This is a genomic window from Oceanobacillus timonensis (genome assembly GCF_900166635.1).
In the GTDB taxonomy this organism is placed as follows: domain Bacteria; phylum Bacillota; class Bacilli; order Bacillales; family Amphibacillaceae; genus Oceanobacillus; species Oceanobacillus timonensis.
In genome coordinates, this window is record NZ_LT800497.1 from 1,923,637 (window position 1) to 1,946,654 (window position 23,018).

Annotated in this window: 21 protein-coding genes; 19 read left to right on the plus strand and 2 right to left on the minus strand. The window is 38.2% G+C overall.

Going from position 1 to position 23,018, the window contains the following annotated elements; genetic code table 11:
• Nucleotides 1-12 precede the first annotated feature (12 nt).
• Genes B7E05_RS09390 through B7E05_RS09405 form a run of 4 tightly spaced genes read left to right on the plus strand, consistent with a single transcriptional unit; the run spans nucleotide 13 to nucleotide 3,363 of the window.
• Nucleotides 13-864 (plus strand): ABC transporter permease, encoded by an 852-nt coding sequence (locus B7E05_RS09390; protein ID WP_080873947.1) that lies wholly within the window; start codon nucleotides 13-15, stop codon nucleotides 862-864.
• 17 nt (nucleotides 865-881) lie between these two features.
• Complete coding sequence (locus B7E05_RS09395) at nucleotides 882-1,901, plus strand: ABC transporter ATP-binding protein (RefSeq protein ID WP_080873948.1); 1,020 nt, start codon at nucleotides 882-884, stop codon at nucleotides 1,899-1,901.
• Nucleotides 1,901-2,899: an ABC transporter ATP-binding protein gene (locus B7E05_RS09400; protein ID WP_080873949.1), complete on the plus strand. Its 999-nt coding sequence runs from the start codon at nucleotides 1,901-1,903 to the stop codon at nucleotides 2,897-2,899. Before B7E05_RS09395 ends, B7E05_RS09400 begins: the two co-directional genes overlap by 1 nt.
• A gap of 29 nt (nucleotides 2,900-2,928) precedes the next feature.
• Nucleotides 2,929-3,363: a hypothetical protein gene (locus tag B7E05_RS09405; RefSeq protein WP_080873950.1), complete on the plus strand. Its 435-nt coding sequence runs from the start codon at nucleotides 2,929-2,931 to the stop codon at nucleotides 3,361-3,363.
• A 195-nt stretch (nucleotides 3,364-3,558) separates the two neighbouring features.
• On the opposite strand, the gene B7E05_RS09410 is transcribed toward B7E05_RS09405, so the two are convergent.
• The gene (locus B7E05_RS09410) at nucleotides 3,559-5,130 is read right to left on the minus strand and encodes a PTS sugar transporter (protein ID WP_080873951.1); all 1,572 of its coding nucleotides are present in this window, start codon (nucleotides 5,128-5,130) and stop codon (nucleotides 3,559-3,561) included.
• A 223-nt stretch (nucleotides 5,131-5,353) separates the two neighbouring features.
• On the opposite strand from B7E05_RS09410, the gene B7E05_RS09415 reads away from it, so the two are divergent.
• From B7E05_RS09415 to B7E05_RS09480, 14 genes are all read left to right on the plus strand, one after another.
• Nucleotides 5,354-6,181 carry a mechanosensitive ion channel family protein gene (locus B7E05_RS09415; protein WP_143833207.1) on the plus strand — a complete coding sequence of 276 codons (828 nt, stop codon included), beginning with the start codon at nucleotides 5,354-5,356 and terminating at the stop codon, nucleotides 6,179-6,181.
• A gap of 332 nt (nucleotides 6,182-6,513) precedes the next feature.
• Nucleotides 6,514-7,806, plus strand: a complete 1,293-nt coding sequence (locus B7E05_RS09420; RefSeq protein WP_143833208.1) for a globin-coupled sensor protein — start codon at nucleotides 6,514-6,516, stop codon at nucleotides 7,804-7,806.
• A gap of 45 nt (nucleotides 7,807-7,851) precedes the next feature.
• Nucleotides 7,852-8,682, plus strand: coding sequence for an alpha/beta hydrolase (locus B7E05_RS09425; RefSeq protein ID WP_080873953.1), 831 nt, complete (start codon nucleotides 7,852-7,854; stop codon nucleotides 8,680-8,682).
• 252 nt (nucleotides 8,683-8,934) lie between these two features.
• Nucleotides 8,935-10,104 (plus strand): ATP-grasp domain-containing protein, encoded by a 1,170-nt coding sequence (locus B7E05_RS09430; RefSeq protein ID WP_080873954.1) that lies wholly within the window; start codon nucleotides 8,935-8,937, stop codon nucleotides 10,102-10,104.
• 26 nt (nucleotides 10,105-10,130) lie between these two features.
• A complete protein-coding gene (locus tag B7E05_RS09435; protein ID WP_080873955.1) occupies nucleotides 10,131-10,871 on the plus strand; it encodes an esterase family protein in 741 nt (246 codons plus the stop codon).
• Nucleotides 10,872-10,971: 100 nt separating this feature from the next.
• Complete coding sequence (locus B7E05_RS09440) at nucleotides 10,972-11,823, plus strand: metallophosphoesterase (RefSeq protein WP_080873956.1); 852 nt, start codon at nucleotides 10,972-10,974, stop codon at nucleotides 11,821-11,823.
• A gap of 202 nt (nucleotides 11,824-12,025) precedes the next feature.
• A complete protein-coding gene (locus B7E05_RS09445; protein WP_179134512.1) occupies nucleotides 12,026-12,700 on the plus strand; it encodes a GntR family transcriptional regulator in 675 nt (224 codons plus the stop codon).
• Nucleotides 12,701-12,728: 28 nt separating this feature from the next.
• Entirely contained in the window at nucleotides 12,729-13,739 is a 1,011-nt protein-coding gene (locus tag B7E05_RS09450) for a zinc-dependent alcohol dehydrogenase (protein ID WP_080873958.1), read from the plus strand.
• Between the two features lie 14 nt (nucleotides 13,740-13,753).
• Nucleotides 13,754-14,509, plus strand: coding sequence for a glucose 1-dehydrogenase (locus B7E05_RS09455; protein WP_080873959.1), 756 nt, complete (start codon nucleotides 13,754-13,756; stop codon nucleotides 14,507-14,509).
• A 27-nt stretch (nucleotides 14,510-14,536) separates the two neighbouring features.
• Nucleotides 14,537-15,790: an enolase C-terminal domain-like protein gene (locus B7E05_RS09460; RefSeq protein WP_080873960.1), complete on the plus strand. Its 1,254-nt coding sequence runs from the start codon at nucleotides 14,537-14,539 to the stop codon at nucleotides 15,788-15,790.
• A 17-nt stretch (nucleotides 15,791-15,807) separates the two neighbouring features.
• Nucleotides 15,808-16,800, plus strand: a complete 993-nt coding sequence (gene dctP, locus B7E05_RS09465) for a TRAP transporter substrate-binding protein DctP (protein WP_080873961.1) — start codon at nucleotides 15,808-15,810, stop codon at nucleotides 16,798-16,800.
• A complete protein-coding gene (locus B7E05_RS09470) occupies nucleotides 16,797-17,279 on the plus strand; it encodes a TRAP transporter small permease (RefSeq protein WP_080873962.1) in 483 nt (160 codons plus the stop codon). The genes dctP and B7E05_RS09470 overlap by 4 nt, the downstream gene beginning before the upstream one ends.
• 26 nt (nucleotides 17,280-17,305) lie before the next feature.
• Nucleotides 17,306-18,589 carry a TRAP transporter large permease gene (locus B7E05_RS09475; protein ID WP_080873963.1) on the plus strand — a complete coding sequence of 428 codons (1,284 nt, stop codon included), beginning with the start codon at nucleotides 17,306-17,308 and terminating at the stop codon, nucleotides 18,587-18,589.
• A 404-nt stretch (nucleotides 18,590-18,993) separates the two neighbouring features.
• The gene (locus B7E05_RS09480; RefSeq protein WP_080873964.1) at nucleotides 18,994-19,944 is read left to right on the plus strand and encodes a D-2-hydroxyacid dehydrogenase; all 951 of its coding nucleotides are present in this window, start codon (nucleotides 18,994-18,996) and stop codon (nucleotides 19,942-19,944) included.
• An 87-nt stretch (nucleotides 19,945-20,031) separates the two neighbouring features.
• Here B7E05_RS09480 and B7E05_RS09485 read toward each other — a convergent pair.
• Nucleotides 20,032-21,070 (minus strand): IS630 family transposase gene (locus B7E05_RS09485; RefSeq protein WP_281252457.1). Its coding sequence is split into 2 segments (ribosomal slippage): nucleotides 20,032-20,571 and nucleotides 20,573-21,070, totalling 1,038 coding nucleotides; the frame shifts between segments, so codons are not numbered across the junction.
• A gap of 196 nt (nucleotides 21,071-21,266) precedes the next feature.
• Between B7E05_RS09485 and B7E05_RS09490 the strand changes: the two genes are divergently transcribed.
• Nucleotides 21,267-23,009: a class I adenylate-forming enzyme family protein gene (locus B7E05_RS09490; RefSeq protein ID WP_080873965.1), complete on the plus strand. Its 1,743-nt coding sequence runs from the start codon at nucleotides 21,267-21,269 to the stop codon at nucleotides 23,007-23,009.
• Nucleotides 23,010-23,018 lie beyond the last annotated feature (9 nt).

Sequence of the window (23,018 nt, forward strand, 5' to 3'; positions counted from 1 at the left end):
GGGGATATCTCTATGCTGAAGAAAAAAAGAAATGTAATTGCTTTTTCCACCTTGGCAATTTTAACCATCGCAACGATAACAGCTAATTATTGGCTCCCTGTTTCTCCAGGTTTTATAGATGCCACGCAGCGATTGCTTTCTCCGTCCGGAGCTCATTGGTTTGGTACGGATCACTTTGGAAGAGATGTATTTGCATTAACCGTGGTAGCGGCAAGAGTCTCTTTAACAGTTGGTGTGACAGTGGCTGTATTAGCAACGGTTTTAGGGACAATAACCGGACTGATAGCAGGTTATTATAAAAAAGCTGATTTTATTATTATGCGCGTTATTGACGGAATGCTGGCTTTTCCTTCTTTGCTTCTGGCGTTGGCACTGGTTGCAGCGTTGGGAGGGAGTGTGACCAATATCATTATTGCGTTAACCTTTTCCTTTTGGCCGGTGATGACAAGAATTGTGCGTTCGGCAGTATTACAAATTAATGCTGTGCAATACATTGAAGCAGCAAAAACTTCCGGGGTCAGTGATCCGGTGATTCTATCCAAATATGTATTGCCAAATGTCCTGTCTCCGATTATCGTGCAGGGTACGTTTATTTTTGCCAAAGCCATTCTTGCTGAAGCTGCGCTAAGTTTCTTGGGAGTTGGTGTAGAACCTTCCACGCCAACTTGGGGAAATATGCTGCAAGAATCGCAAATATATATTTCTACAGCTCCTTGGATTTCGATTTTTCCAGGACTGGCCATTGTCGTTACCGTCCTTGCTTTAAACATGCTTGGTGATGGGATGCGTGATGCATTTGATCCACATGCAAAAAGGACGAAAAAAAGGAAAAAACGGATGACGGAAGCAAAAATGGCTTCTTAAGAAAGGAGCGGTATGTAATGCTTGAAGTAAAAAATCTAAAAAGCTACATTGATACAGAAGGCGGAATAGTGAAAGCAGTAGACGATGTTTCTTTCCAGATTCAAGCGGGGGAAACCGTATGTATTGTAGGAGAGTCAGGAAGCGGGAAAAGTGTTTTAGCACATTCTATCATGCAGTTAAACCCTTCTCCTCCTGTTTTCTATCCTGAAGGAGAAATTTCGTTTGAAGAAAAAAATATACTTGATATGAGTGAAAAAGAAATTCGCAAAATGAGAGGTCATGACATCGCGATGATTTTTCAAGACCCGATGTCCAGTTTGAATCCTGTTTTCAAGATTGGAGATCAATTAATCGAAGCGATTCGGTCTCACGAAAAAAAATCTAAAAAAGATGCAAAAAAGCGTGCATTAGAGTTATTGACCGACGTTGGTATACCTGATCCGGAAAGGAGATTGCAAGATTATCCACATCAGTTTTCCGGAGGGATGCGTCAGCGTGTTTTAATTGCAATCGCGCTGGCAGGTCGCCCAAAAGTTTTAATTGCTGATGAACCTACGACAGCGCTTGATGTAACCATACAGGCTCAAATTTTGGAATTAATGCGGACGATTCAAAAAAAGTATGGAACCGCCATTATTCTAATCACGCATGATCTGGGTGTGGTTGCACAGGTTGCAGACAGAGTACTTGTGATGTATGCAGGCAGGATTGTAGAAGAAGGAAGCGTGTCAGATATATTCTATCGCTCTACTATGCCATATACATGGTCTTTATTACGGTCCATGCCACGCATTGATACGGAATCATCCGGCCGGTTAATACCAATTCAAGGACAGCCCAGCAATTTGATTGAACGGCCACAAGGCTGTCATTTTCATCCAAGATGTCCATTTGCGAAAGAGGCATGTTTAGAAATAGACCCTTCCTTAACAGAACGCGGAGAAGGGCATTGGGCTGCATGTATCTTATCAGAAGGAGAATTCAATCAAGCGAAACAGGAATTGGAAGAAAATGCGCAGAAAGGAGCTGTCAAATAATGTCTGAGCCGTTACTGGAATTAAATGATGTAAAAATGTATTTTCCAATAAAAGAAAAATTATTAAAGAAGCCAACCAAACATGTGAAAGCAGTTAATGGTGTCAGTTTAACTGTGCAACGAGGGGAAACCTTAGGAATTGTAGGCGAATCAGGATGCGGGAAAAGTACATTGGCACGAACAATCGTAGGCCTTTTGGAGCCGACATCTGGTGATATTTACTTTGAAGGGGAAAGTATCCCGGGGTACAATAGAAAGCAGATGCATGCATTACGCAAAGATATCCAAATCGTATATCAAGACCCTTACACCAGTTTAAATCCACGAATGAAAACCGGCGAAATTATTGCAGCACCGCTAAAAGCATTTAAAATGACAGAGAATTTACAAGAACGGGTTGATGAATTATTGGAACTTGTCGGTTTAAAGAAAGAAGATGCAGATAAATTTCCGCATCAATTTTCCGGTGGTCAACGTCAGCGGATTGGTATTGCCAGGGCGTTGGCATTAAAACCAAAGTTATTAATTCTGGATGAACCGGTAAGTGCATTGGATGTATCTGTGCAGGCTCAAGTAATCAATTTGCTGGAAGATTTGCAGGAAGAGCTGGGACTGACATATGTATTTATTGCGCATGACCTTTCGGTGATTAAACATATCGCCGATAAAGTTGCTGTTATGTATCTTGGAAAAGTAATGGAATTAACGGACAGTGACACGCTGTATCATCATGCGGAGCATCCATATACCAATGCGCTGTTGTCCGCCATTCCGTTGCCTGATCCGGAAAAAGAAAGACAACGTCAACGCATCACGCTCCAAGGAGATCTACCGTCTCCTGCCAATCCGCCATCGGGTTGTATCTTCCATACGAGATGCCCGATTGCTCAAGCGTCTTGTAAACAAGCTGTTCCTGAACTGGAAGAGAAGGATAGGAAGAATCATCGAGTTGCTTGTTTTTACCCGCAAGAAACCAAAGAAATGGTTCTTAACCAATAACAAAATACGAAGCAGAAAGGAACTTACGAATGAGTAGACCAAAAATTTCACAAATGGACGCTTATATGATTGAAACATTGCGTACAAATAACGTAACAAATGAGGAAATGATTCAGGCTGTCAAAGAAAAAGATGTGTCAAAATGGCAGAAATTAAACGAGAAATTTGATTTTGAACAGTTAATTACATTGGCGGAGAAAGATTTTGCATCTTTTGAACAAGTGATTCATGAAGGTTACGCGGTTAAATTCGTGACAGTTGGCGGATTGGAAAGGTTATTGAGGTTGAAGTTTGGGAAGGAACCTGAGAAAGATTATCAGAAGCAGCAAACGGGAGCTGTGAGCTTAAATATAGATGCGTCTTCTTTGGAAGAGTTAAAGCAGATGCTTTCTCTGAATTGGAAAGTAGAGGAGGATGAGAGCGGCGTTTCTATATTGTTGAAAGAGCAGAAGGATTTTGGGTAATCGTTCTCTGAATCATTTTAGTTAACGCAGTGGGAGAAGCATAAAAACGCTCACTGCGTTAAGTTTCGTTTTATCTGAAATGAGTTTGGAATGTATAAGTATTACAAAGGTCGACATCGCAAGTATCGATGACGACCTTTGCTTTCTAGTGGATTTTTTCACCATGGAATCTATTTCTTTCATACTACTAAACGCTTAAGCACTTACGCCCTCCTCTTCTACTTTCTTTTTCTTATTTGCAATCAAAGTAACTGCAAAAGACAGCGCAAATGAAGCAAGCATGGCAATAACAAAGCCCAAAGGATGATCCGATAAAAATGGTGTAGTAAATGTTGGTACATAAGCTGTTCCGCGAATGTCAAACAGACCGACTAGTGCGCCGCCGACTCCAGCTGATAGAATGGCACCGGTAAAAACAATTTTATTAGAGAACATGAACGGATAAGCCGCTTCCACAAATGTTCCGAATCCCATATTAATCAAGAACCCTGGAGTTGCAGCTGCTGCTTCCCCTTTCTCTCTTGGAGCAACCATGTTTGCTAAGTTGATTCCAGCAGATACCATAACTAAACCAACCATATCGATGGCTCCTAAGAAACTTACTCCTGTTTGTTCCATTTCCAATAATACGATGGGCAGAATAGCTGCATGATATATCCCGCCTAAAATGGCTGGCCAAATGAGCAGACCACCTAATAGTCCAGCCAGAATAGGGTTAAATGCAATGGCTGACTCGATTGCAATTTTAATTCCATCGCCGATAAACAATGCAACGGGTGCGAATAAAAAGTAGACTAATAACCCTGCGAGTAAACCGGCTAATCCTCCCGTGACGATATTGACGGTTGTCATCGGGAATTTCCAGCGAATGCACTTTTGAAAGAAATAATGTACGAAAACCCCGGCTAAAATACCGCCGATAAGACCGCCGATAATGCCGCCATCTACGGATAATACGCCGGCTACAACACCAGCAACAATTGATACTTCATCTAAATTAGATACTTGTTTTGCTGCAATTGCTGCAATAATAATCGGTAGTGCTCCAATCATCACATCAAAAATATCTTGCAGACCGCTGAATATTGGAATCTTACTTAGTGCGAGAACGAGTGCCATCGCTATAAAGCCTGGTAACGCAGAAACCATGATGCCGCGAATATTAATATTTTTCCAAATGCTTCCGCTGTTTTCCGTATCCATTTTATTGGCAGTACCAATAATTGGTTTATATTTCACATCCCAATAGGTTGCAAGGGAGGTAATGAACGAGATTGCTCGTGTTCGATTAGTGGTCCCCGTCGTTCCTGATTGAGCAATAACATTGGCACCTTTTGTACTGATGGTTGCCATCGATGTTCCACCTGTTCCAACGATAGGAATGTTCTTTTCAACGGCTGCGTCAATGGTTTGTTGATTCGCGCTCTTTGCATCTGCGCTCATAACGATTAACCCATCGACTGTTTGATTACGTATCAGAGCAGCTATTTGCTCGTCGATCGTTTTTGCTTGTTCATTTATTTTTTCTAATGTATTGGTAGCAGTTTGTGTTATCTGTTCTTCTTCATCCATACGAAACAGGCTTGTTTTTGAGTCCGCTTTTGCCTGATCCATGGAAACTTCCGTAGCAATAAATTGAATGGCAGCAATGTTAAAATCTGCGGCATGACATTGATTTTTAATCTCATCTAATAATTTCCTTGGATTTTTCCCTCCTAAATTAAACAAGTTGCCGCCCGAGCTACCAATGATAGCAATATTTTTCAAGATAATTCCCCCACGTAGTTAGTTTCAGTATGATAAAATTTTAACGTATTAATAGTTTATCATACTAAAGCGTTAAAGTCTTTCGGAATTAATCATAAAATAATGGGTTGGCCTGGGTCGTTTTTTGAATATGCACTTATATTCGAATCTGTTCTTATTTTACTTTGTATTTCCCTTTTGATATAATCATCCATTATTAGGAAGCAATAAAGGAGAGATTAGGTTGGCTTGGGTAGAAAACATAAATTGGGAGCAATTCCTATTAGACACCGGAATGACCATCTTAAAACTGGTTGTAACCTTGCTTGTTTTTTGGATTGTCCGTGCGGTTGGAAAAAAATTGATTAAGAAATCTTTTACAAAAGCGCAGGTTAGTCGAAAAATGTCTGCCGGCAGAACGAAAACATTACAATCTCTGTCAATAAGCGTGTATTCATATGTTTTAATATTTATTACGCTAGTGATTATTCTGGGCATATTTAACATTAACGCAGCAGGACTGATTGCCGGAGCAGGTGTTGTAGGCCTGGCAATCGGGTTTGGTGCACAAGGTTTGGTCAGCGATGTTGTTACTGGATTTTTCCTTCTTTTAGAAAAGCAGGTGGATGTCGGTGATTATGTGACTGTTGCCGGATTTGATGGTGTTGTAGAGGATGTCGGTTTGCGTACGATGCAAATCCGCAGCTTTGATGGGACATTAAATTATGTGCCAAACAGAGAAATCGGTTCGTTAAGTAATCACTCCCGCGGAAGTATGGAGGCGTTAGTAGATATTGCCATCCCATACGCAGATAATATTGATGAAGCGGTGAATACGATTCAAGCAGCATGTGATGCTATCAAGGAAGACAATCCGAAAATCGTAGAAGGCCCGGATGTACTGGGTGTACAGACCTTTGGTTCTGCAGAAATTACTTTACGTGTGATTGCTAAAACAGAGGCAATGGCACAGTGGAAAGTAGAACGTGATTTGCGGAAAGCGATTAAAGAAGCACTGGATGCAAAACAGGAAGATCCTGAAAATACGTATGCTGAAAGATTACAGGAGTAGTTAGAACAAAAGGTGAAGATGATGATTTGAATAGGATTTAAAGAAGAGGGGCGCTGGGTTTCGGTGCCCTTTTTATTTGCTGTATAAAGAGGGGTATGTTGTAAAACAATTTTTTCTGTACCAAAGTATCATTTCTTCCATTTTCTGACCCTATATCAGCGTATATCCTGTATAATGGCAGGGAGACAAACGAATAAGTTTGACTTCGTAATGAGTACAAATAAACAATGGATTCCCACTAAACTATAACATCCGTTTTTTTAGGGCTTTTCATTGAATGAACATAGATAAATAAGAATTAATTTACCATACAAATAGCAGGAGTGATTTGGTTGAAAAGTATTTTTCGAAAAGATGAGCGTGAAGCAAATTTATTGGAACGAAGTAAAGCAGAACACGTGGTTTTAGAAAATCTGCATCAAACAGATTTGGCGTTGCAACTGCAAATATCAAAAATAACGAAACAAGATTTGGCTATTGCTAAATTATTAAAGCCGATAATCAAAGATAATATCAACATCATTATCGATGCTTTCTATGATAATTTAGCCCTTTCTCCAAAATTAATGAGAATTATTGAAAATAACAGTTCCATTCACCGTTTAAAACAAACATTGCAAACCCATATGATTGAAATGTTTTCCGGCGAAGTAAATCAAGCATTTATTGATAAGCGTCGAAGGATTGCCAGGGTGCATGTACATATTGGTCTGGAGCCTAAATGGTATATTGCCTCCTTTCAAGAGCTTTTCTTTCAAATATCCAAGTTACTATCCGATACATATAAGGACAGGGAAAATTTTTTGAGTGCTGTTCAGGTAACGAATAAGTTATTAAATTTTGAACAGCAGATTGTTTTAGAAGCGTATGAAGCAGATATCGCTGAAAAAAGAAATGCGATGGATGACAAAAACCGGAATCTGATTACTTCCATGAAGGAAACGGCAGAACGGTTGAACACCCTATCTGTGGAAACGAATCAGGCTGTAGCAAAAATGGTAGAGCAGGCAGATCGAATTCGTCACATTTCCAAACAAGGAGAAGAGGTTGCAGCGACGACAAGTGCTTCTGCGCAACAGGGAGTAGAACAGACACAGAGCACGAATGCGGGCATGTCGCACTTGGATAATCATATGACACGTGTTATGGAAAGGTTAGAACAGCTGACGAATAGTGCGGAGGAAATAAAATCGGTGATTTCCATTGTAGAATCGATTGCAGGACAGACGAATTTGTTAGCTTTGAATGCGTCTATTGAAGCAGCCAGAGTCGGAGAACAGGGAAAAGGTTTTGCTGTGGTAGCGGATGAAGTGCGCAAACTTGCAGAGCAATCTCAAAATGCTGTTGCAGAAGTAAGCAACCTGATTCTAGAGACAAATGAACAGGTTTCAAACAGCCATGAAGCTATCAAAGAAACACAAGAGGAAGTCAAAAAAGTCCGTGAACAAACAGCGGATACAGAAGCCATCCTAAGCCGGGTTTCTGAATCCATGACACTTATCTCAGAGAATAGCAGCAACATTCAGCAGTCCCTGGAAGAAAATCAGCAGAGTATCCATGAAATAGAATCCTCCATGCGGGAGATTGAGAACTGTTCATTGGAATTCCATACGATAGAAGATTAGTATGACCTTATCGCAGCAAAAAAATAATGGAATGAGGCGCAGGAAATGAGACAATCCTATTTTTATTTAAAACTGGAAACACATGAACTTCCCATGGCTTATAAAAAGGAGAAACGCCGCGTACGGGTGCTATTACCAAAGGATTATGGAAAAGAAGAAAATCGGCATTATCCTGTTGTTTATATGCATGATGGGCAGAATGTCTTTTACAGCAGTGAAGCATTCAGCGGTTACTCCTGGAAAGTTATTCCTGCGATCAAGCGGAATCCGGATCTCCCGAAAATGATTGTTGTTGGTATCGACAACGGAGAACAGGATCGTATCCATGAATATACGCCCTGGAAAATCACGGAAAGTCCGCTGCCGGAAGATATTGAGCTTGGCGGGAGAGGTACGGAATTTGCGGAATTTATAATGAAAATTGTTAAGCCCTTTGTTGATGAAAACTATCGGACCAAATCGGATAAATATCATACGGCTATGATTGGCAGTTCCTTAGGTGGAAATATTTCTGCATTTATGGGAATCGAATACAAGAACCAAATTGGCTGCCTGGGTATTTTCTCGCTTGCAAACTGGATTACCAGCCAAGCATTTGATCATTATATAGAAAGAGAAACATTAGATCCGGAACAGCGTATCTATATCCAAGTCGGAACAGAAGAAGGGGATGATACGGATCGGAAATTAATGTATGGGAATATGAAGCAGGCGTATATCGATTGTTCCCTGAAATATTATCAGCAGCTGATCAAAGGCCATGTTCCTATTGAACAAATTGATTTAAATATTTTTTCGGATGAGGAACATAATGAAGTATTCTGGTCGAAACATCTTCCGGAATGTTTGCGTTTTTTAAGTGCCGATTGGTCATGAATAGTATATGTTGCAGATGGAAAGAAGCATCTGTCAGAAGTATTTAGAAATAGAGCTGGCATTTTCGCCGGCTTTATTGTTTTTGGTTTCTTCCTGGCAGTTGTTTCTTTTCAAAAGGGAAAGGCGAATATCTTAAATGGACGTTTCACCTTTTTGGTAATTTTCGAAAATTTAGATTGATTTTTATAGAGATAAATGGTATTTTAACAGAAATCTAATGATTTTTGCCCAGTTTAGGAAAGGAGTTTTAAGATGAATTATATTCTAATTTCGCCATATTATCCCAAAAATTTTCAAAATTTTGCGTATCGATTGAAAGATGCAGGTGTGCATGTTTTCGGAATTGGAGAAGAGCCCTATGAGCAATTAGGCTCGAAATTACAGAAATCTTTAAGCGAATATTATCGTGTGAAAAGTTTAAAGAATCTGGATGAAGTAAAACGCGCTGTGGCATTTTTATTTTTTAAACATGGCCCTATTGACCGGATTGAATCGCATAATGAACATTGGTTAGAGCTTGATGCACAACTCCGGGAACAATTTCATGTGTATGGAAATAAACCAGCGGATTTAAAAAAGGTAAAATTGAAATCAGAAATGAAAAAACTGTTCCGAAAAGCCGGTGTTCCGGTAGTAGAGGGAAGTGTTGTTAAAAATAAACAGGAACTGACGGAAGCTGTAGCACAATTAGGTCTTCCGGTGATTGCAAAACCGGATAATGGTGTTGGCTCTGCCGCGACGTTTAAATTAAGCTCAGAGGAAGATGTACATCAATTTGAGGCAGAATGGGCGGAAAAAACTGCGTATTTCCTGGAACCTTATATTGAGGGAGGAAAACTTTGTACGTTTGATGGCTTAACGGATCAGGAAGGGAATATTGTTTTTCAGACAAGCTTCACATATAATGTGCCGACATTAGAGCTTGTTCAGGAGCAGCTGGATTTATTTTATGTCATCCAAAAAGAAATCGAACCCAAATTGGAGGCTTATGGAAAAGCCATCGTGAAAACGTTTGGCATGAAAGAACGTTTTTTCCATATTGAATTTTTCCAATTAGAAACTGGAGATTACGTCGCGCTGGAATATAATAATCGTCTGGCAGGAGGCTATACGATTGATATGTATAACTATGCTTATTCAATAGATTTATTTGCGCAATATGCAACGCTAGTGACAGGAGGGAAATTTAAGGAGCCAGATGTACCTAATCAGTTCTGTATCGGCGTGACACAACGTGATGCGTATCAGTATCAAAACGATACCAAGGCAATCCGTGACAAATTTGGTGATAAGGTAAAGTTTGCCGAGCGTATGCCGGAAGCGTTTGCCCACCTGCAGGGGAATCAATTTTATGCGATTAATGCAGAAACAGAAGATGAAGTGAACCAGATCACCCGTTTTGTACATGAACGAAAAAAATAGAAAAGTAGAGACAGGAGACGTCTATCATGCATATGGAACAATTAAGCCATTGGAGCGGAGAATTAGGCAGGGAGATGCCTCTAAATAGATATGGACACAGCGGTATGCCAATTGTTGTTTTTCCCTCATCCGGCGGATCGCACTTTGAATACAACGATTTTGGAATGATTGATGCATCCCAGGAATTTATAGAATCTGGAAAAGTACAGTTTTTTGCATTAGCCAGTATAGATAGTGAAAGCTGGCTGCATGACTCCAAGCCGGCGCACGACCGGGCATTGGCGCATGAGGCATATGACCGTTATGTGATTGGAGAAGCCATTCCTTTTATCAAACATCAGACAAATTGGTTTGATCCGATGATGGCAACTGGCTGCAGCATGGGTGCTTATCATGCGCTGAATTTTTTCTTGCGGCACCCGGATGTTTTTCAGACAACCGTTGCACTTAGCGGCGTGTATGATGCCCGTTTCTTTTTTGGAGATTATAGAGATGATCCGCTGGTATATGAAAATTCACCAAGTGATTATATCTGGAATCAGAATGATGGCTGGTTTATGGACCGTTACCGCTCTGCAAAAACCATTATCTGTACAGGGCTTGGCGACTGGGAACAGGACGGACTGCCTTCTTTCTATACATTGAAAGAAGCGTTTGCAGAGAAACAGATTCCCGCCTGGTTTGATGAGTGGGGAGATGATGTATCTCATGACTGGATCTGGTGGAGAAAACAGATGCCTTATTATCTGAAAAAACTATTTTCCTGAAGGGGAAACACCAGTATACTAAAGGTACTGGTGTTTTTAAATGATGGCTGGAATGAAGATTTCTGTCCGGAAAATAGAAGAAAGATAAAGAGGTCCAAAAATGAAGCATACGACAAAATCAAAGAGCAGAATTAAAAGAAGAATTATTTTCATCATCTTATTACTGATGATGCTATCCTTCATGATGAAAGTGTATTTTGATACCAACGTATTTAAAGTGAATAAAGAGCAGTTTTCCAGTACAAAGCTGGAGGCAGGTTCCGAATTAACGATATTGCAGATAACCGATGTACATAGTGGTTCATTTGGGGAAGATAATTCAGAGATACTGGAAAAGGTGAAGGACCTTGATGCCGACATCATTGTAATGACAGGTGATTTAATTGACCGGAAAACAAAAGATTTGGACATAGCTTTGCATCTTGCCGAAGCATTAGCGGAAGTCAACCCGGATACGTATTTTGTTACTGGCAATCATGAGCATGAAAACCCCGAAAAAGATGCATTCCTGACAGGATTAGAGAATAGAGGTGTTCAGATTCTGCGTAATGAAAATACAAAAGTGGAAAAAGCCGGACAGCTGTTTAACCTGGTTGGTGTGAATGATGTATCAACAGCACATGAAGATATGTCTTTGGCATTTGCAGGTGCAGATCCGCAGAATTATACCGTTTTACTTTCTCATGCACCATCCGTTGTTCAAAAATATCCGGATGTGAGAGCAGATCTCGTATTGAGCGGACATACGCACGGCGGACAGGTGAGAATGCCGTTTATTGGAGCATTGATTGCCCCTGATGAAGGGCTATTTCCCGAATTACAAGAAGGCGTATATCCATTAGGAACCGAACGTTATTTATATATTGACAGTGGTCTTGGAACGAGCGGACTGCCAATAAGATTTTTGAATCAGAGTCAGATAAGCCTGGTTACGATTCAGGGAGAAGGATAGAAGGAACAAGCAGCACCTTGTTGGGGGAAGGGGTGTTGCTTGTTTTAGTCAAATATAATATTAATATACGGTATGTTCCTTTAATAAATTTAGAGATTTTTTAGCACAAGTACAATAAAAAATATAATAAAACGTTTACAAAAATAAAAAATCATGCTACCATCTGTATATGTTGTATACAACGTATGTAAGAGGTGAAAATATGAGTTTTCCAATCGATAGATTACCTTCTTCTTCAAAAGGAGAAGAAGTAGCAAACTTAATTAGATTTGAAATTATTTCAGGAAAATTGAAGAAAGGGGACAAAATTTCTGAGAATTATATAGCTTCTACTTATGATACAAGTAGATCTCCTGCTAGGGAGGCATTACGTATTCTTCAAAACGAGGGCTTAATTACCCTAGAAAGGATGGGAGCAGTAATCCATGGTGTTACCAAAGAAGATTTAGAAGAAATTAATGATGTACGTTTCCTGTTAGAAGGATTCTGTATGAAAAAATGTGCAGAAGAGGCTGATGAATCACTTTTTGCTTTTCTTCATTTTTCAATAGAACAGATGAAAATTTCTGCAAAGCGAAATGACTTTATAGAATTTTCTATTCAAGATATTGCCTTTCATGAAGCAATTATTGAAGCAAGTCAACATAAGAGATTTATGTACGTATGGAAAAGTATAAAAAATATTGTAGTAACAGCTTTATTAATTGCAACTGAAAAAAGAATTAATATGGAAAAAGAAAAAGTAGATTTCCTAATCAAGAAGCATGCGGATATTGTAAAAGCTATGCAAGATAAGAAGATGACTGGTATTGATGAAACACTTAGTGTTCATTTTGAAGACACTAGAAAAACGGTATTAGGTATTCTCTTTAAATAAAGGTATTTGAAAGAAAGGGTTGAAATAAATGAAAGCAATTACTTATGCAGGTAAAGAGAAACTAATATTAGAAGAGAGAAATGTTCCTCAGATTAATGTTGGGGAGGCATTAGTCAAAGTAAATTATGGAGGTATATGTGGAACAGACATGATGATTTATGCGGGCGTTCATCCACGGGCACAATCTGGCTTAGTAATGGGACATGAATTTTCTGGTGAAATTAGTGAGATTAAAGGACAATCATCATTTGAAAAAGGTGATAGAGTGGCTATTAATCCTATTAGATATTGTGGTGAATGTGAGCCTTGTAAATCAGGAAACTATCATATCTGTGAGAATTTAAAGTATATTGGCATAGACTTAGATGGAGGATTTGCAGAATATGCTAAAATCCCCATTGAAAATTTACACATTCTTTCTAATCACGTGAGGGAAGACGAGGCAGCTGTAATAGAACCTTTAGCAGTAGCTATACACACAGTTAGAAGATCAAAATTTAAAGTAGGTGATGTAGTTACTATATTGGGTGCTGGGCCAATTGGAATTTTAATTGGAATTATCGCTAAGCTTGCTGGTGCAGCGAAGGTCATTATTTCTGACATCAGTAGTTATCGTTTAGAAGTTGCAGCATCCTATGGTCTTCATACCGTTAATTCGACGGAAAAGGACTTAATTGAAGAAGTAAAATCAATAACAAAAGGAATTGGCTCCGATGTCGTTTTTGAAGCTGCTGGAAACCAAATTACTGCAGATCAAATGATATCTGCGATTAAGACTCAAGGCGAAATTATGGTAGTAAGTGTATTTAAAAATTCGCCAACGATTGACTTAGCAAAAATGCACTTTAGAGAATTATCTCTATCTACAACGAGATGTTTTTCACCAAGGGATTTTGAAGCAGCAATTCAATTTATAGAAGAAGGGAGAATAAATATTGAGGGGCTGATAAGTCATCGTTTACCAGTGGAATCTTTTGAAGAAGGATTTCAGTTAGTAAAGAAATCTGCAGAATCATTGAAGGTTTTATTCAAATTGTAAAGGAGGAACGACTATTGAGTATCAATATTAATTTGGAAAATAAAGTAGCAATTGTAACAGGGGCAACAAGAGGCATTGGGAAAGCTATAGCCATTGGGCTGGCTGAAGCAGGTGCTGATATTGCACTGGTGCAACGGTCCAAGGATACAGCTGTTCAAGAAGAAATTAAAGCGTTGGGAAGAAACTGTGAAATTATCGAGTGTGATTTAAGTGATTTAAAACGAGTAAGAGAAGTGGTTTCTGAAGTTAACGAGAAAATGAATTCAGTAGATATCTTAGTAAATAGTGCAGGAATTCAACGAAGATATCCAGCAGTAGAATTTCCAGAAAATGAGTGGGATGCAGTAATTGATGTCAATTTAAAATCTGTATGGATTCTTTGTCAAGAGGCTGGAAAGGTCATGACAGTTCATAAAAGTGGGAAGATTATAAATATAGCTTCTTTAGTTTCGTTTCAAGGTGGAATTTTAGTTCCTGCTTATACTGCAGCAAAAGGAGCAGTTGGTCAATTGACGAAAGAATTAGCTAATGAATGGTCTTCATTAGGAGTAAATGTGAATGCACTTGTACCGGGTTATTTTGCAACTGAAATGAATACAGCACTTATTAATGACTCTGATCGGAGTAAACAAATTTTAGATAGAATACCTGCTGGAAGATGGGGAGATCCAAGTGATATGAAAGGAGCAGCGGTATTTTTAGCGTCATCTTTAGCTGATTACATTCATGGGCATTTACTGGCAGTTGATGGTGGTTGGCTAGGCCGATAGACAACAAAGAAATGGGGGAAATGATTGATGAGCAAACTTGAGATTAAAGATGTAAAGGTATTTATTACAGCACCAAATAATATTAATTTGGTGGTAGTAAAAATAATCACTAATAAAGAGGGGCTATATGGATTAGGATGTGCCACTTTTACACAAAAGGCGTTTACCGTTAAAAACGCTATCGAAAATTATTTAAAACCATTCCTAATTGGTAAGGACCCTGCTAATATTGAAGACATTTGGCAATCCGCAAATGTAAACGGTTACTGGAGGAATGGACCTGTAGTTAATAATGCTATTTCAGGAATTGATATGGCTTTATGGGATATTAAAGGGAAAATAGCTGATTTACCGGTTTATTCTTTGCTCGGTGGCAAGTCAAGAGATGGAATTGCTTTATATCGCCATGTTGATGGAGGGACTTTAGAAGAGGTCGAAGCAAACGTTAAAGTAGCGTTAGAAGAGGGATACCAGCATGTCCGCTGTCAATTGGGAATGTACGGTGGGGCAGGAACAAATGATACAGGCTTAATTTCTAAGAAGATGAAAAAAGCGGAAAATTTTGAATTAAAAAGGTCTCCTGAGAATAGAAGAGCTGGGGAATATTTTGATCCTGAATTTTATGCGAAAAATGTCGAAGCTTTATTTGAGCATTTACGCAATAATTTAGGTAATCATTTTGAAATCATTCATGATATTCACGAACGTATTCCACCAATTGAAGCCATTCGTTTAGCTAAAAAATTAGAAAAATATGATTTGTTTTATCTTGAAGATCCTTTTTCGCCTGAAAACGCTGATTGGTTAAAACTTTTACGCGAACAAGTATCTACGCCAATTGCAATGGGGGAATTATTTAGTCATCCTAATGATTGGAAAGAATTAATTATGAACAAACGTATTGATTTTATTAGAGCACATATTAGTGCAATCGGTGGGATAACACCAGCGAGAAAACTGGCTAATTTTGGTGAAATGTTTGGTGTGCGGACGGCTTGGCATGGTCCTGGTGACCTTTCACCAGTTGGAGTGTTGGCTAACTTCCATTTAGATTATGCAGTGAACAATTTTGGGATACAAGAGTGGACACCTATGAATGAGGCACTTAATCATGTATTTCCTAACGAATTAATAATAAAAGAAGGGTATGCGTATGTAGGGGAAGCGCCAGGTCTCGGTATAGATTTTAACGAAGAAATGGCAGCAGAATACCCCGCTCTTAATACATTGCCGGAGTGGACCTTAGCAAGGACACCAGATGGGACTTCGGTAAAGCCATAATTAAAGGGGAGAAAGAAATGAAAAACAAATTTTTAATTATAGGTATTTTATGTATAATTCTTTTACTAACTGCTTGCGGTTCTAAAAGTAGTGAAGCAGAGGACAATGAAGACTATACGTTGAGGATTGGAGTAACTCAGAATGATCAAAATGCAGAGTTTATTGGAGTTGAATCTTTTAAGGAAGGAGTAGAAGAAAGAACGAACGGAGAGGTTTCTGTTGAACTGTATCATAGTGACCAGCTGTCAAGTGTACCGGATTTAATTGAACAAGCAGCTATGGGGAATGGCGTTGGCACCATATCGGATGCGGCAATGCTGGGAGATATAAAAAAAGAATTTTATATTTTGCAATCTCCTTATATGTTTGATGATTATAGCCAAGTGGACGATTTGACAGAATCGGAACTCTATCAAGGATGGGTTGAGGATTTTACGGATGAAGGTATTCGCATCCTATCTTTTAATTTTTATCTGGGGGAAAGAAATTTAGCAACAACAGATGAGATTACATCTGCTGCGGATGTAAAAGGAAGTGTGATTCGGACAAGCGGGGCGCAGATTGTTGATGAAACAGTCTCAGAAATGGGAGGAGCGCCTAGTGGGATGCCTTGGTCAGAAGCGTATCCAGGTTTAGAGCAGGGAGTTATTAACGGTGTAGAAGCTCATAATTTAGCAATTTATGAATCAAGTATGTATGAAGTAATTGATTATATAGCCAAAACAAATCATTATCAGCTCGTTTCGGCATTAGTAGTTAGTGAAGATTGGTTTAATGATTTACCAGAAGAATATCAGGAAATTGTTTTAGAAGAAGCTGATAAAGGAGGAAAAGTAGCTTCAGAATTAGCGTTAGAGGAATCAGAAGAGTACGAAGAACAGATGAAAGAATATGGGGTTACTTTTCATGAAGTCAATCGTGAAGAATTTAAAGAATTAACAGAACCAGTGTATGATAACCTCGATATGATAGAGATTAGAGAGGAAGTACTTGAGGTGTTAGATCAATGATTATAGAGAAGATAAAAACTGGTTGGATAAAAACGGAAGAGAATGTGACGACATGGTTGCTGCTTATATTAGTAGGTTTGGTTTTTATGGAAGTGGTAGTACGAGCATTTGGCAATCCTACAACTTGGTCGGTAGGAATAGCTCAATTGATTTTTATTTGGGTTATTTTTCTTGGAGCTAACCAAGCTTTAAGAAAACATGCTCATGTAGGCATAGATGTAATAAACTACTTTTTATGGCCAAAACTAAGACTTTTAATTGAAATGATTATGAACATCTTGATGATATTCTTTTTACTTTATCTTATTTATTATGGAAGCGATATGGTTATATCGTCAACGAGTCGTCTTATTTCAGGTACGAATGTCCCTTATTGGACAGTTACTCTAGCTATTCCGGTTGGTAGTATTTTAATGCTATTAACTACAATAAGCCAAATTTTGGGGAAGTGGAGACAGATTCGAAGTAATAATGAATAGAGATATAGGATAAAGGAGTTAATCATATGACTATTATGTTAATTGTGTTTTTTGTTTTACTATTTTTAAATATGCCAGTTGCATTTGCAATAGGAATTTCAGGTATCTCTTACTTCTTTTTTGCAGAGATTCCTAACTCCCTAGCAGTTCAACAGTTTGCTACTGGCACTCAATCATTTCCGTTGTTAGCGGTTCCATTTTTTGTTTTAGCTGGTCATATATTAAATGCTTCAGGTATAACTAACAGATTGATAACATTTGCTAATGTTCTGACTGGACATATGATTGGAGGATTAGCACAAGCTTCTGTTTTGCTCAGTGCAATGATGGGTGGTATATCGGGATCTGCTACAGCAGATGCAGCTATGCAAAGCAGAATAATGACGAATGATATGTTACGAAGAGGATATTCAAAAGGTTTTTCAACAGGGTTAATTTCTGTTAGTTCGATTATTACAGCAACGTTTCCTCCAAGTATTGGGTTAATTTTATATGGTTTTATTGGAGGAGTATCAATTAACAAACTTTTTATTGGGGGAATTATACCAGGTATACTTTTAATAACAGTATTAATGATAAGTGTGTATTTTGTTGCTAAGAAAAATAATTACGACCAAAATAATGAATTTAATCCCCCAACAATGAAGGAAGTGATAATTAGTTTTAAAAATTGTATGTGGGCAATTTTATTTCCTATATTGTTGATTGTTGGAATTCGATTCGGTATATTTTCTGCTTCAGAAGGTGGAGCAGTAGCAGTTGTTTATGCGATAATTGTTGGTTTTATATTTCATAGAGAGTTAACTTGGAAAAAATTAAAAGTATGTTTAAAAGATGCGGTTACAGATAACAGTATGATTATGTTAATTATAGCATCTGCATCTATTTTTAGTTATGTTATTGCTTTTGAAAATTTCCCAAGAACAATGTCTCAATTTGTAACAGGCATTACTGAAAATCCACAGTTATTGTTTCTATTATTCTTATTATTTATATTTATGGCTGGACTGTTTATGGAAGCTACTGCAAATAATTTAATGTTAACACCGATATTTCTTCCAATTGTAGAAATGGCAGGAATTGACCCAGTTCATTTTGGAGTAGTAATGGTTATTCTGATTACATTTGGAGGTATGACACCGCCTTTAGGGGTTACAATGTTTGCTGTATTATCTATTACAAAGACCAGCGTTGTAGAATATACTAAAGGAGCTTTGCCTTTTATAATAACAGTACTTGCTATTATTGTTATTATAGCAATGTTTCCTAGCATCGTATTGTTTTTACCAGATTTACTATTGGGATCATAGATGAAAAGTACTTTATTATAAGAGTGGAAGGAACTTAGTCTATACCATTTATTGATGATTTTAGCGGAACTGCAATAAGACTAATGGGGATGAAATTGTAAACGTCATCATATTATCAATTAGTCTTAATCTTAATTGTTAGTGAAGAGTAGTTTGATCGTTTACCAGAAGAGAACTAGTAAATAGTCCTTCAAGAAGTAAGGCAAGCAGGAGAAACGTCTTCTGAAATAAGTATAGAATCTTCTAATGAGTATAATTGATGGAAGAAGTTGTATTGAATTTCATCAAGTGAATCGTGAGGAATTTAAAGAATTGACTAACATAGTGTATGAAATACTGCATTTATTAGAAATCAAGTATTAAGAAAATAAGTTGAATAAAAGATTTTAATAGGAGGAATTAGCTTGAAAATACTAACATCTGCTGAATTACCACAAGAAAATCAATCAAACCTAGAAAGAATGTTTCCAGAAGATCATTTTACTTTTTGTAATAACATGGAGGATGCAGAAGACCATCTCTTAGATACGGAGATATTAATAACTTATGGTAATGATTTAACCGAAGCAGTGATTCAAAAGGCTTCTAAGTTAAAATGGATAATGGTTATTGCTGCTGGAGTAGATAAACTTCCGTTTCAGGAATTAAAGAAAAGAGATATTTTGGTTACTAGTGCTAAAGGTATTCATAAAGCACCAATGTCTGAATACGTATTTTTTGTATTAATGTTAGTTTATAGAAAAGGAAAAGTGTTAATAGAAAATGAGAAAAACAAGGTTTGGACAAGAGATATTCAAATGGAAGAGATAACGAACAAAACAATGCTAATTGCAGGGACTGGTATATTAGGAAGAGAAATTGCAAAAATAGCAAAAGCTTTTCAGATGAAAACAATTGGAGTTTCAAAAAGTGGTAGACAAGTTGATTATTTTGATAAAAATATTACTTTTAAAGAAATGGATATGTATTTGAATGAGGCAGATTTTGTGATTTCTATACTTCCAAGTACTCCTGGAACTAAGGGATTCTTTCAGTATAAGCACTTCGAAACAATGCCTGAACATGGAGTGTTTGTTAATATCGGAAGAGGTGATGCGGTTAGTGGAGAGGTCGTTTTAAAAGCTATACACGAGAAAGAAATATTTCATGCTGTATTAGATGTGTTTGAAGAAGAGCCTCTTCCGAAAGATCATCCATTTTGGGAAGAAGAAAATATTACTGTGACTACTCATTTATCGGGAGTTTCTCCACATTATTTTGATAGAGCATTAGATATATTTTCTGATAACCTGGAAAAATACAAAAACGGCAAAAAAAATATATTGAATATTGTTGATGTAAAACAAGGCTATTAATATAGTTAAATGATTCAAGCTAAAATTCCTATTGTCTAAATTTTTAACAATAGGAATTTTTATATAAGTTGAATTTATGATTCTAACCTATGCTCTAACACAAAGCCGATCGATAATCGTATCCTTATACTGGTTGATATCATCAATAAATTCTCTGACCTTGAGCGCAATTTTTCGGACATCTGGAAAAAAGACATTGTTAATGACAGATTCTTTCAGCCATTTCCATAATCCTTCAATGAGGTTGAGCTCTGGACTATAGGGCGGTAAATACACAAGTTCCAGCCGGTCCTTGTTTTCATCCAAAAAAGGGCGGAGGAGTTTTGCGTGGTGAATCCGAGCATTGTCTAATATCATAACAATTTTACCGGCAGGGTAATGTTCGAGTGTCGCTGTTAAAAACTTTAGAAAAGCAGCTGCATCAAACTTTTCTTCTTCGATGCAGAATACTTCGCCGTTTTCATAGTTCAATGTGCCAACCAATTTTACACCCTTGTGTTGTCCGTGCGTCGGGATGATTCGCTGCTTTCCTTTTAAAAACCATGTGCGCTGTATCGCTTGGTAGTCTCGTATCATCGATTCATCTTCAAAGAGAATATGATGTATCTCTTCATTTACCAGTTTTTTTTAAAGCGGGAAAGGTTGTGTCTGTGAATTCTTTTTGTTTTTCTGGATCTGCTTTCTCAAGCGTATAAGTTGGACGGGTGTAGCTTAATCCAAGCGAATGTAAAAGACGTGACATCCCACGCAAACTATAGTCAATGTCCCATTCGTTTTTAACAAATTGCGTAATAAGAGATAATGTCCAATTATATCTGGCAGTAAAACCGACATCTGCCGGAACTTTAATAGAAACAGTTTCTAAAAGAATAGCTTGTTTTTCTTTTGATAGTTTGGAGGGCTTTCCTGGTGAATAACCTAGTTTCAAACCTTCAAGAGAGTTATTTCTGTACATGGACACATAAGCACCAACGGTTTCACGACGGCGGTGGATAATATTCGCAATCTCTTTCATCTTATAACCGCTTAGGTATAGGTACACAGCTTGATAGCGTTCATAGTGACGAGAATCAGTAGCAGTTTTCATCGCTTCTTTCAGTTCTTCTATCTGACTTTGAACGTTCATAGCTCTCAAATCCTTTCAAGGTATTTTATAATCTATACCCTATTTGAAGGAAGTTGGAACCTTTAATTCAACTTATATAGTTTGAATTTTATTAAAACCCTCCAAGTTAAATTCCATCCATCAAAATGATATAATTCTAACGGAGGGGTATTATCGTTTACATATAAGATAGATTAGTAGAGGGGGATTTTTTAATATGCATCATCTGCAACATACGAAAACATTCAAAAGTGTCGATGAAAGAAGAGAGGATTTCATCAAAGCTTATCCGGTTTGGAACAGAAATACGATTGCATCGCATATTCAAACAAGTGTGAAAGCCTATGCAAATCAGGCTTTTATGCATATTGACGGGAAAACTTATACCTATCAGGATGTATGGAATAAGGCTGTACAAATCGCAAAAGCTTTTATCCACAGCGGCGTAAAAAGGCGGGAGCATGTTGCTATTTTAATGGATAATGATGCAACTTATCCAGCTTTGATGATTGCGTCATCTATGGTGGGAGCCGTATTTCTCCCTTTGAATTCGATGTTGTCAAAAGAAGAATTAAAATATATTTTGATGCAATCGGATACCAATTACCTTTTTGTACATGATTCTGTAAAGGGGAAAAAGCACGCTCAGGCTGTACAGGAAATAGGGCAAGAGAAAGCTTTTCAAGAAAATGCTTCATTGAAAAAAGTAATTTGTATGCAAACAAAAGGAGATACGAATATTCCACCTTTTTTTATAAAATGGGAGGATTTTTTGCAAGGTGCTGAAAACGTGACGGAAGCGGAATGGATGAATCGATGGGAGGCTTCCCTTTATGCAGATGAAGTAGCTATTATTATGTATACTTCTGGTTCAACTGGAAGTCCGAAAGGTGTCATGCTTACCCATGACATGCTGCTTCGCTGTGCGTATAGTACGTGCTACAGCCGTGCGATTGAGAAGGGGCGGGTAACCTTTGCTCCTTTACCGTTCTATCATTGCTTTGCCATCGTAGAAGCGATACTTGCGATGTCTTTTGTCGGCGGTTCTTTTATTGCTGCGCTTGGCGCTTCTCCGTTAAAATCGCTGGAATTAATGGAAACGTATCATGCGAATGATTATTTATGTGTTCCGTCTACTCTTGTTCCATTATTAAATCATCCGCAAGTGGATACATTTGATTTATCTGCTTTATTTGCAATGTGGTGTGGTGCTGCGCCAGCGCCTGTTCCCGTGTGGAAAAAGGCTATGGAGACGCTTGGTCTGACGGAAATTGTTACTGGTTATGGACAGACAGAGGTTAGTTCTTCCGGTGTTACAACGGAAATAGGGGACGATTTAGAGACAATAGCTACCAGAGTCGGGCGTCCCAAATTGGCTGGGGCGAGCGGACGTTCCGAATTCACAGGTCATGCGACAGAATATAAAACAGTTGATCCGGAAAATGGACAAACGTTGGAAGCGGGGGCAATTGGAGAATTAACGGTTCGCGGGCCATCTGTGACAACAGGATATTATAACAAACCGGAAGAGACAGCGGCAGCGATTGATAAGGACGGCTGGCTGCGTACAGGTGATGTCGGCAGAGTGGATGAAAATGGCTATGTGCAGCTTTTGGGCCGCAGTAAAGAAATGTTTAAAGTTTCTGGGGAGTTAGTTGCCCCAAGAGAAGTGGAGACAGTAATCTCGGAGCATCCCGCAGTGTCCCAGGTAGGTGTTATTGGTGTTTCCGATTCTATGACAACGGAAATTGGGGCAGCTTTTATCGAAGTTTATGAAGGAGAATCCATAACCAGAAAAGAAATCGTTCAATGGTGTTCGGAAAAATTGGCACGTTTTAAAATACCGAGATATGTTTGGGTTATACAGACTGCAGATTGGCCACTTACCAGCACGGGGAAAATTCAAAAATTCCGTCTGCAGGAACTAGCAGAAGAAAAATTAAAACGTTCCAGAGAGTAGGGAATGAAA

Coding starts and splice junctions, on each gene's coding strand:
- B7E05_RS09445 (WP_179134512.1), top strand. CDS start 12,026: ATGAGTTTTCCAATCGATAGATTACCTTCTTCTTCAAAAGGAGAAGAA.
- B7E05_RS09460 (WP_080873960.1), top strand. CDS start 14,537: ATGAGCAAACTTGAGATTAAAGATGTAAAGGTATTTATTACAGCACCA.
- B7E05_RS09440 (WP_080873956.1), top strand. CDS start 10,972: ATGAAGCATACGACAAAATCAAAGAGCAGAATTAAAAGAAGAATTATT.
- B7E05_RS09395 (WP_080873948.1), top strand. CDS start 882: ATGCTTGAAGTAAAAAATCTAAAAAGCTACATTGATACAGAAGGCGGA.
- dctP (WP_080873961.1), top strand. CDS start 15,808: ATGAAAAACAAATTTTTAATTATAGGTATTTTATGTATAATTCTTTTA.
- B7E05_RS09405 (WP_080873950.1), top strand. CDS start 2,929: ATGAGTAGACCAAAAATTTCACAAATGGACGCTTATATGATTGAAACA.
- B7E05_RS09490 (WP_080873965.1), top strand. CDS start 21,267: ATGCATCATCTGCAACATACGAAAACATTCAAAAGTGTCGATGAAAGA.
- B7E05_RS09475 (WP_080873963.1), top strand. CDS start 17,306: ATGACTATTATGTTAATTGTGTTTTTTGTTTTACTATTTTTAAATATG.
- B7E05_RS09400 (WP_080873949.1), top strand. CDS start 1,901: ATGTCTGAGCCGTTACTGGAATTAAATGATGTAAAAATGTATTTTCCA.
- B7E05_RS09450 (WP_080873958.1), top strand. CDS start 12,729: ATGAAAGCAATTACTTATGCAGGTAAAGAGAAACTAATATTAGAAGAG.
- B7E05_RS09470 (WP_080873962.1), top strand. CDS start 16,797: ATGATTATAGAGAAGATAAAAACTGGTTGGATAAAAACGGAAGAGAAT.
- B7E05_RS09390 (WP_080873947.1), top strand. CDS start 13: ATGCTGAAGAAAAAAAGAAATGTAATTGCTTTTTCCACCTTGGCAATT.
- B7E05_RS09435 (WP_080873955.1), top strand. CDS start 10,131: ATGCATATGGAACAATTAAGCCATTGGAGCGGAGAATTAGGCAGGGAG.
- B7E05_RS09430 (WP_080873954.1), top strand. CDS start 8,935: ATGAATTATATTCTAATTTCGCCATATTATCCCAAAAATTTTCAAAAT.
- B7E05_RS09425 (WP_080873953.1), top strand. CDS start 7,852: ATGAGACAATCCTATTTTTATTTAAAACTGGAAACACATGAACTTCCC.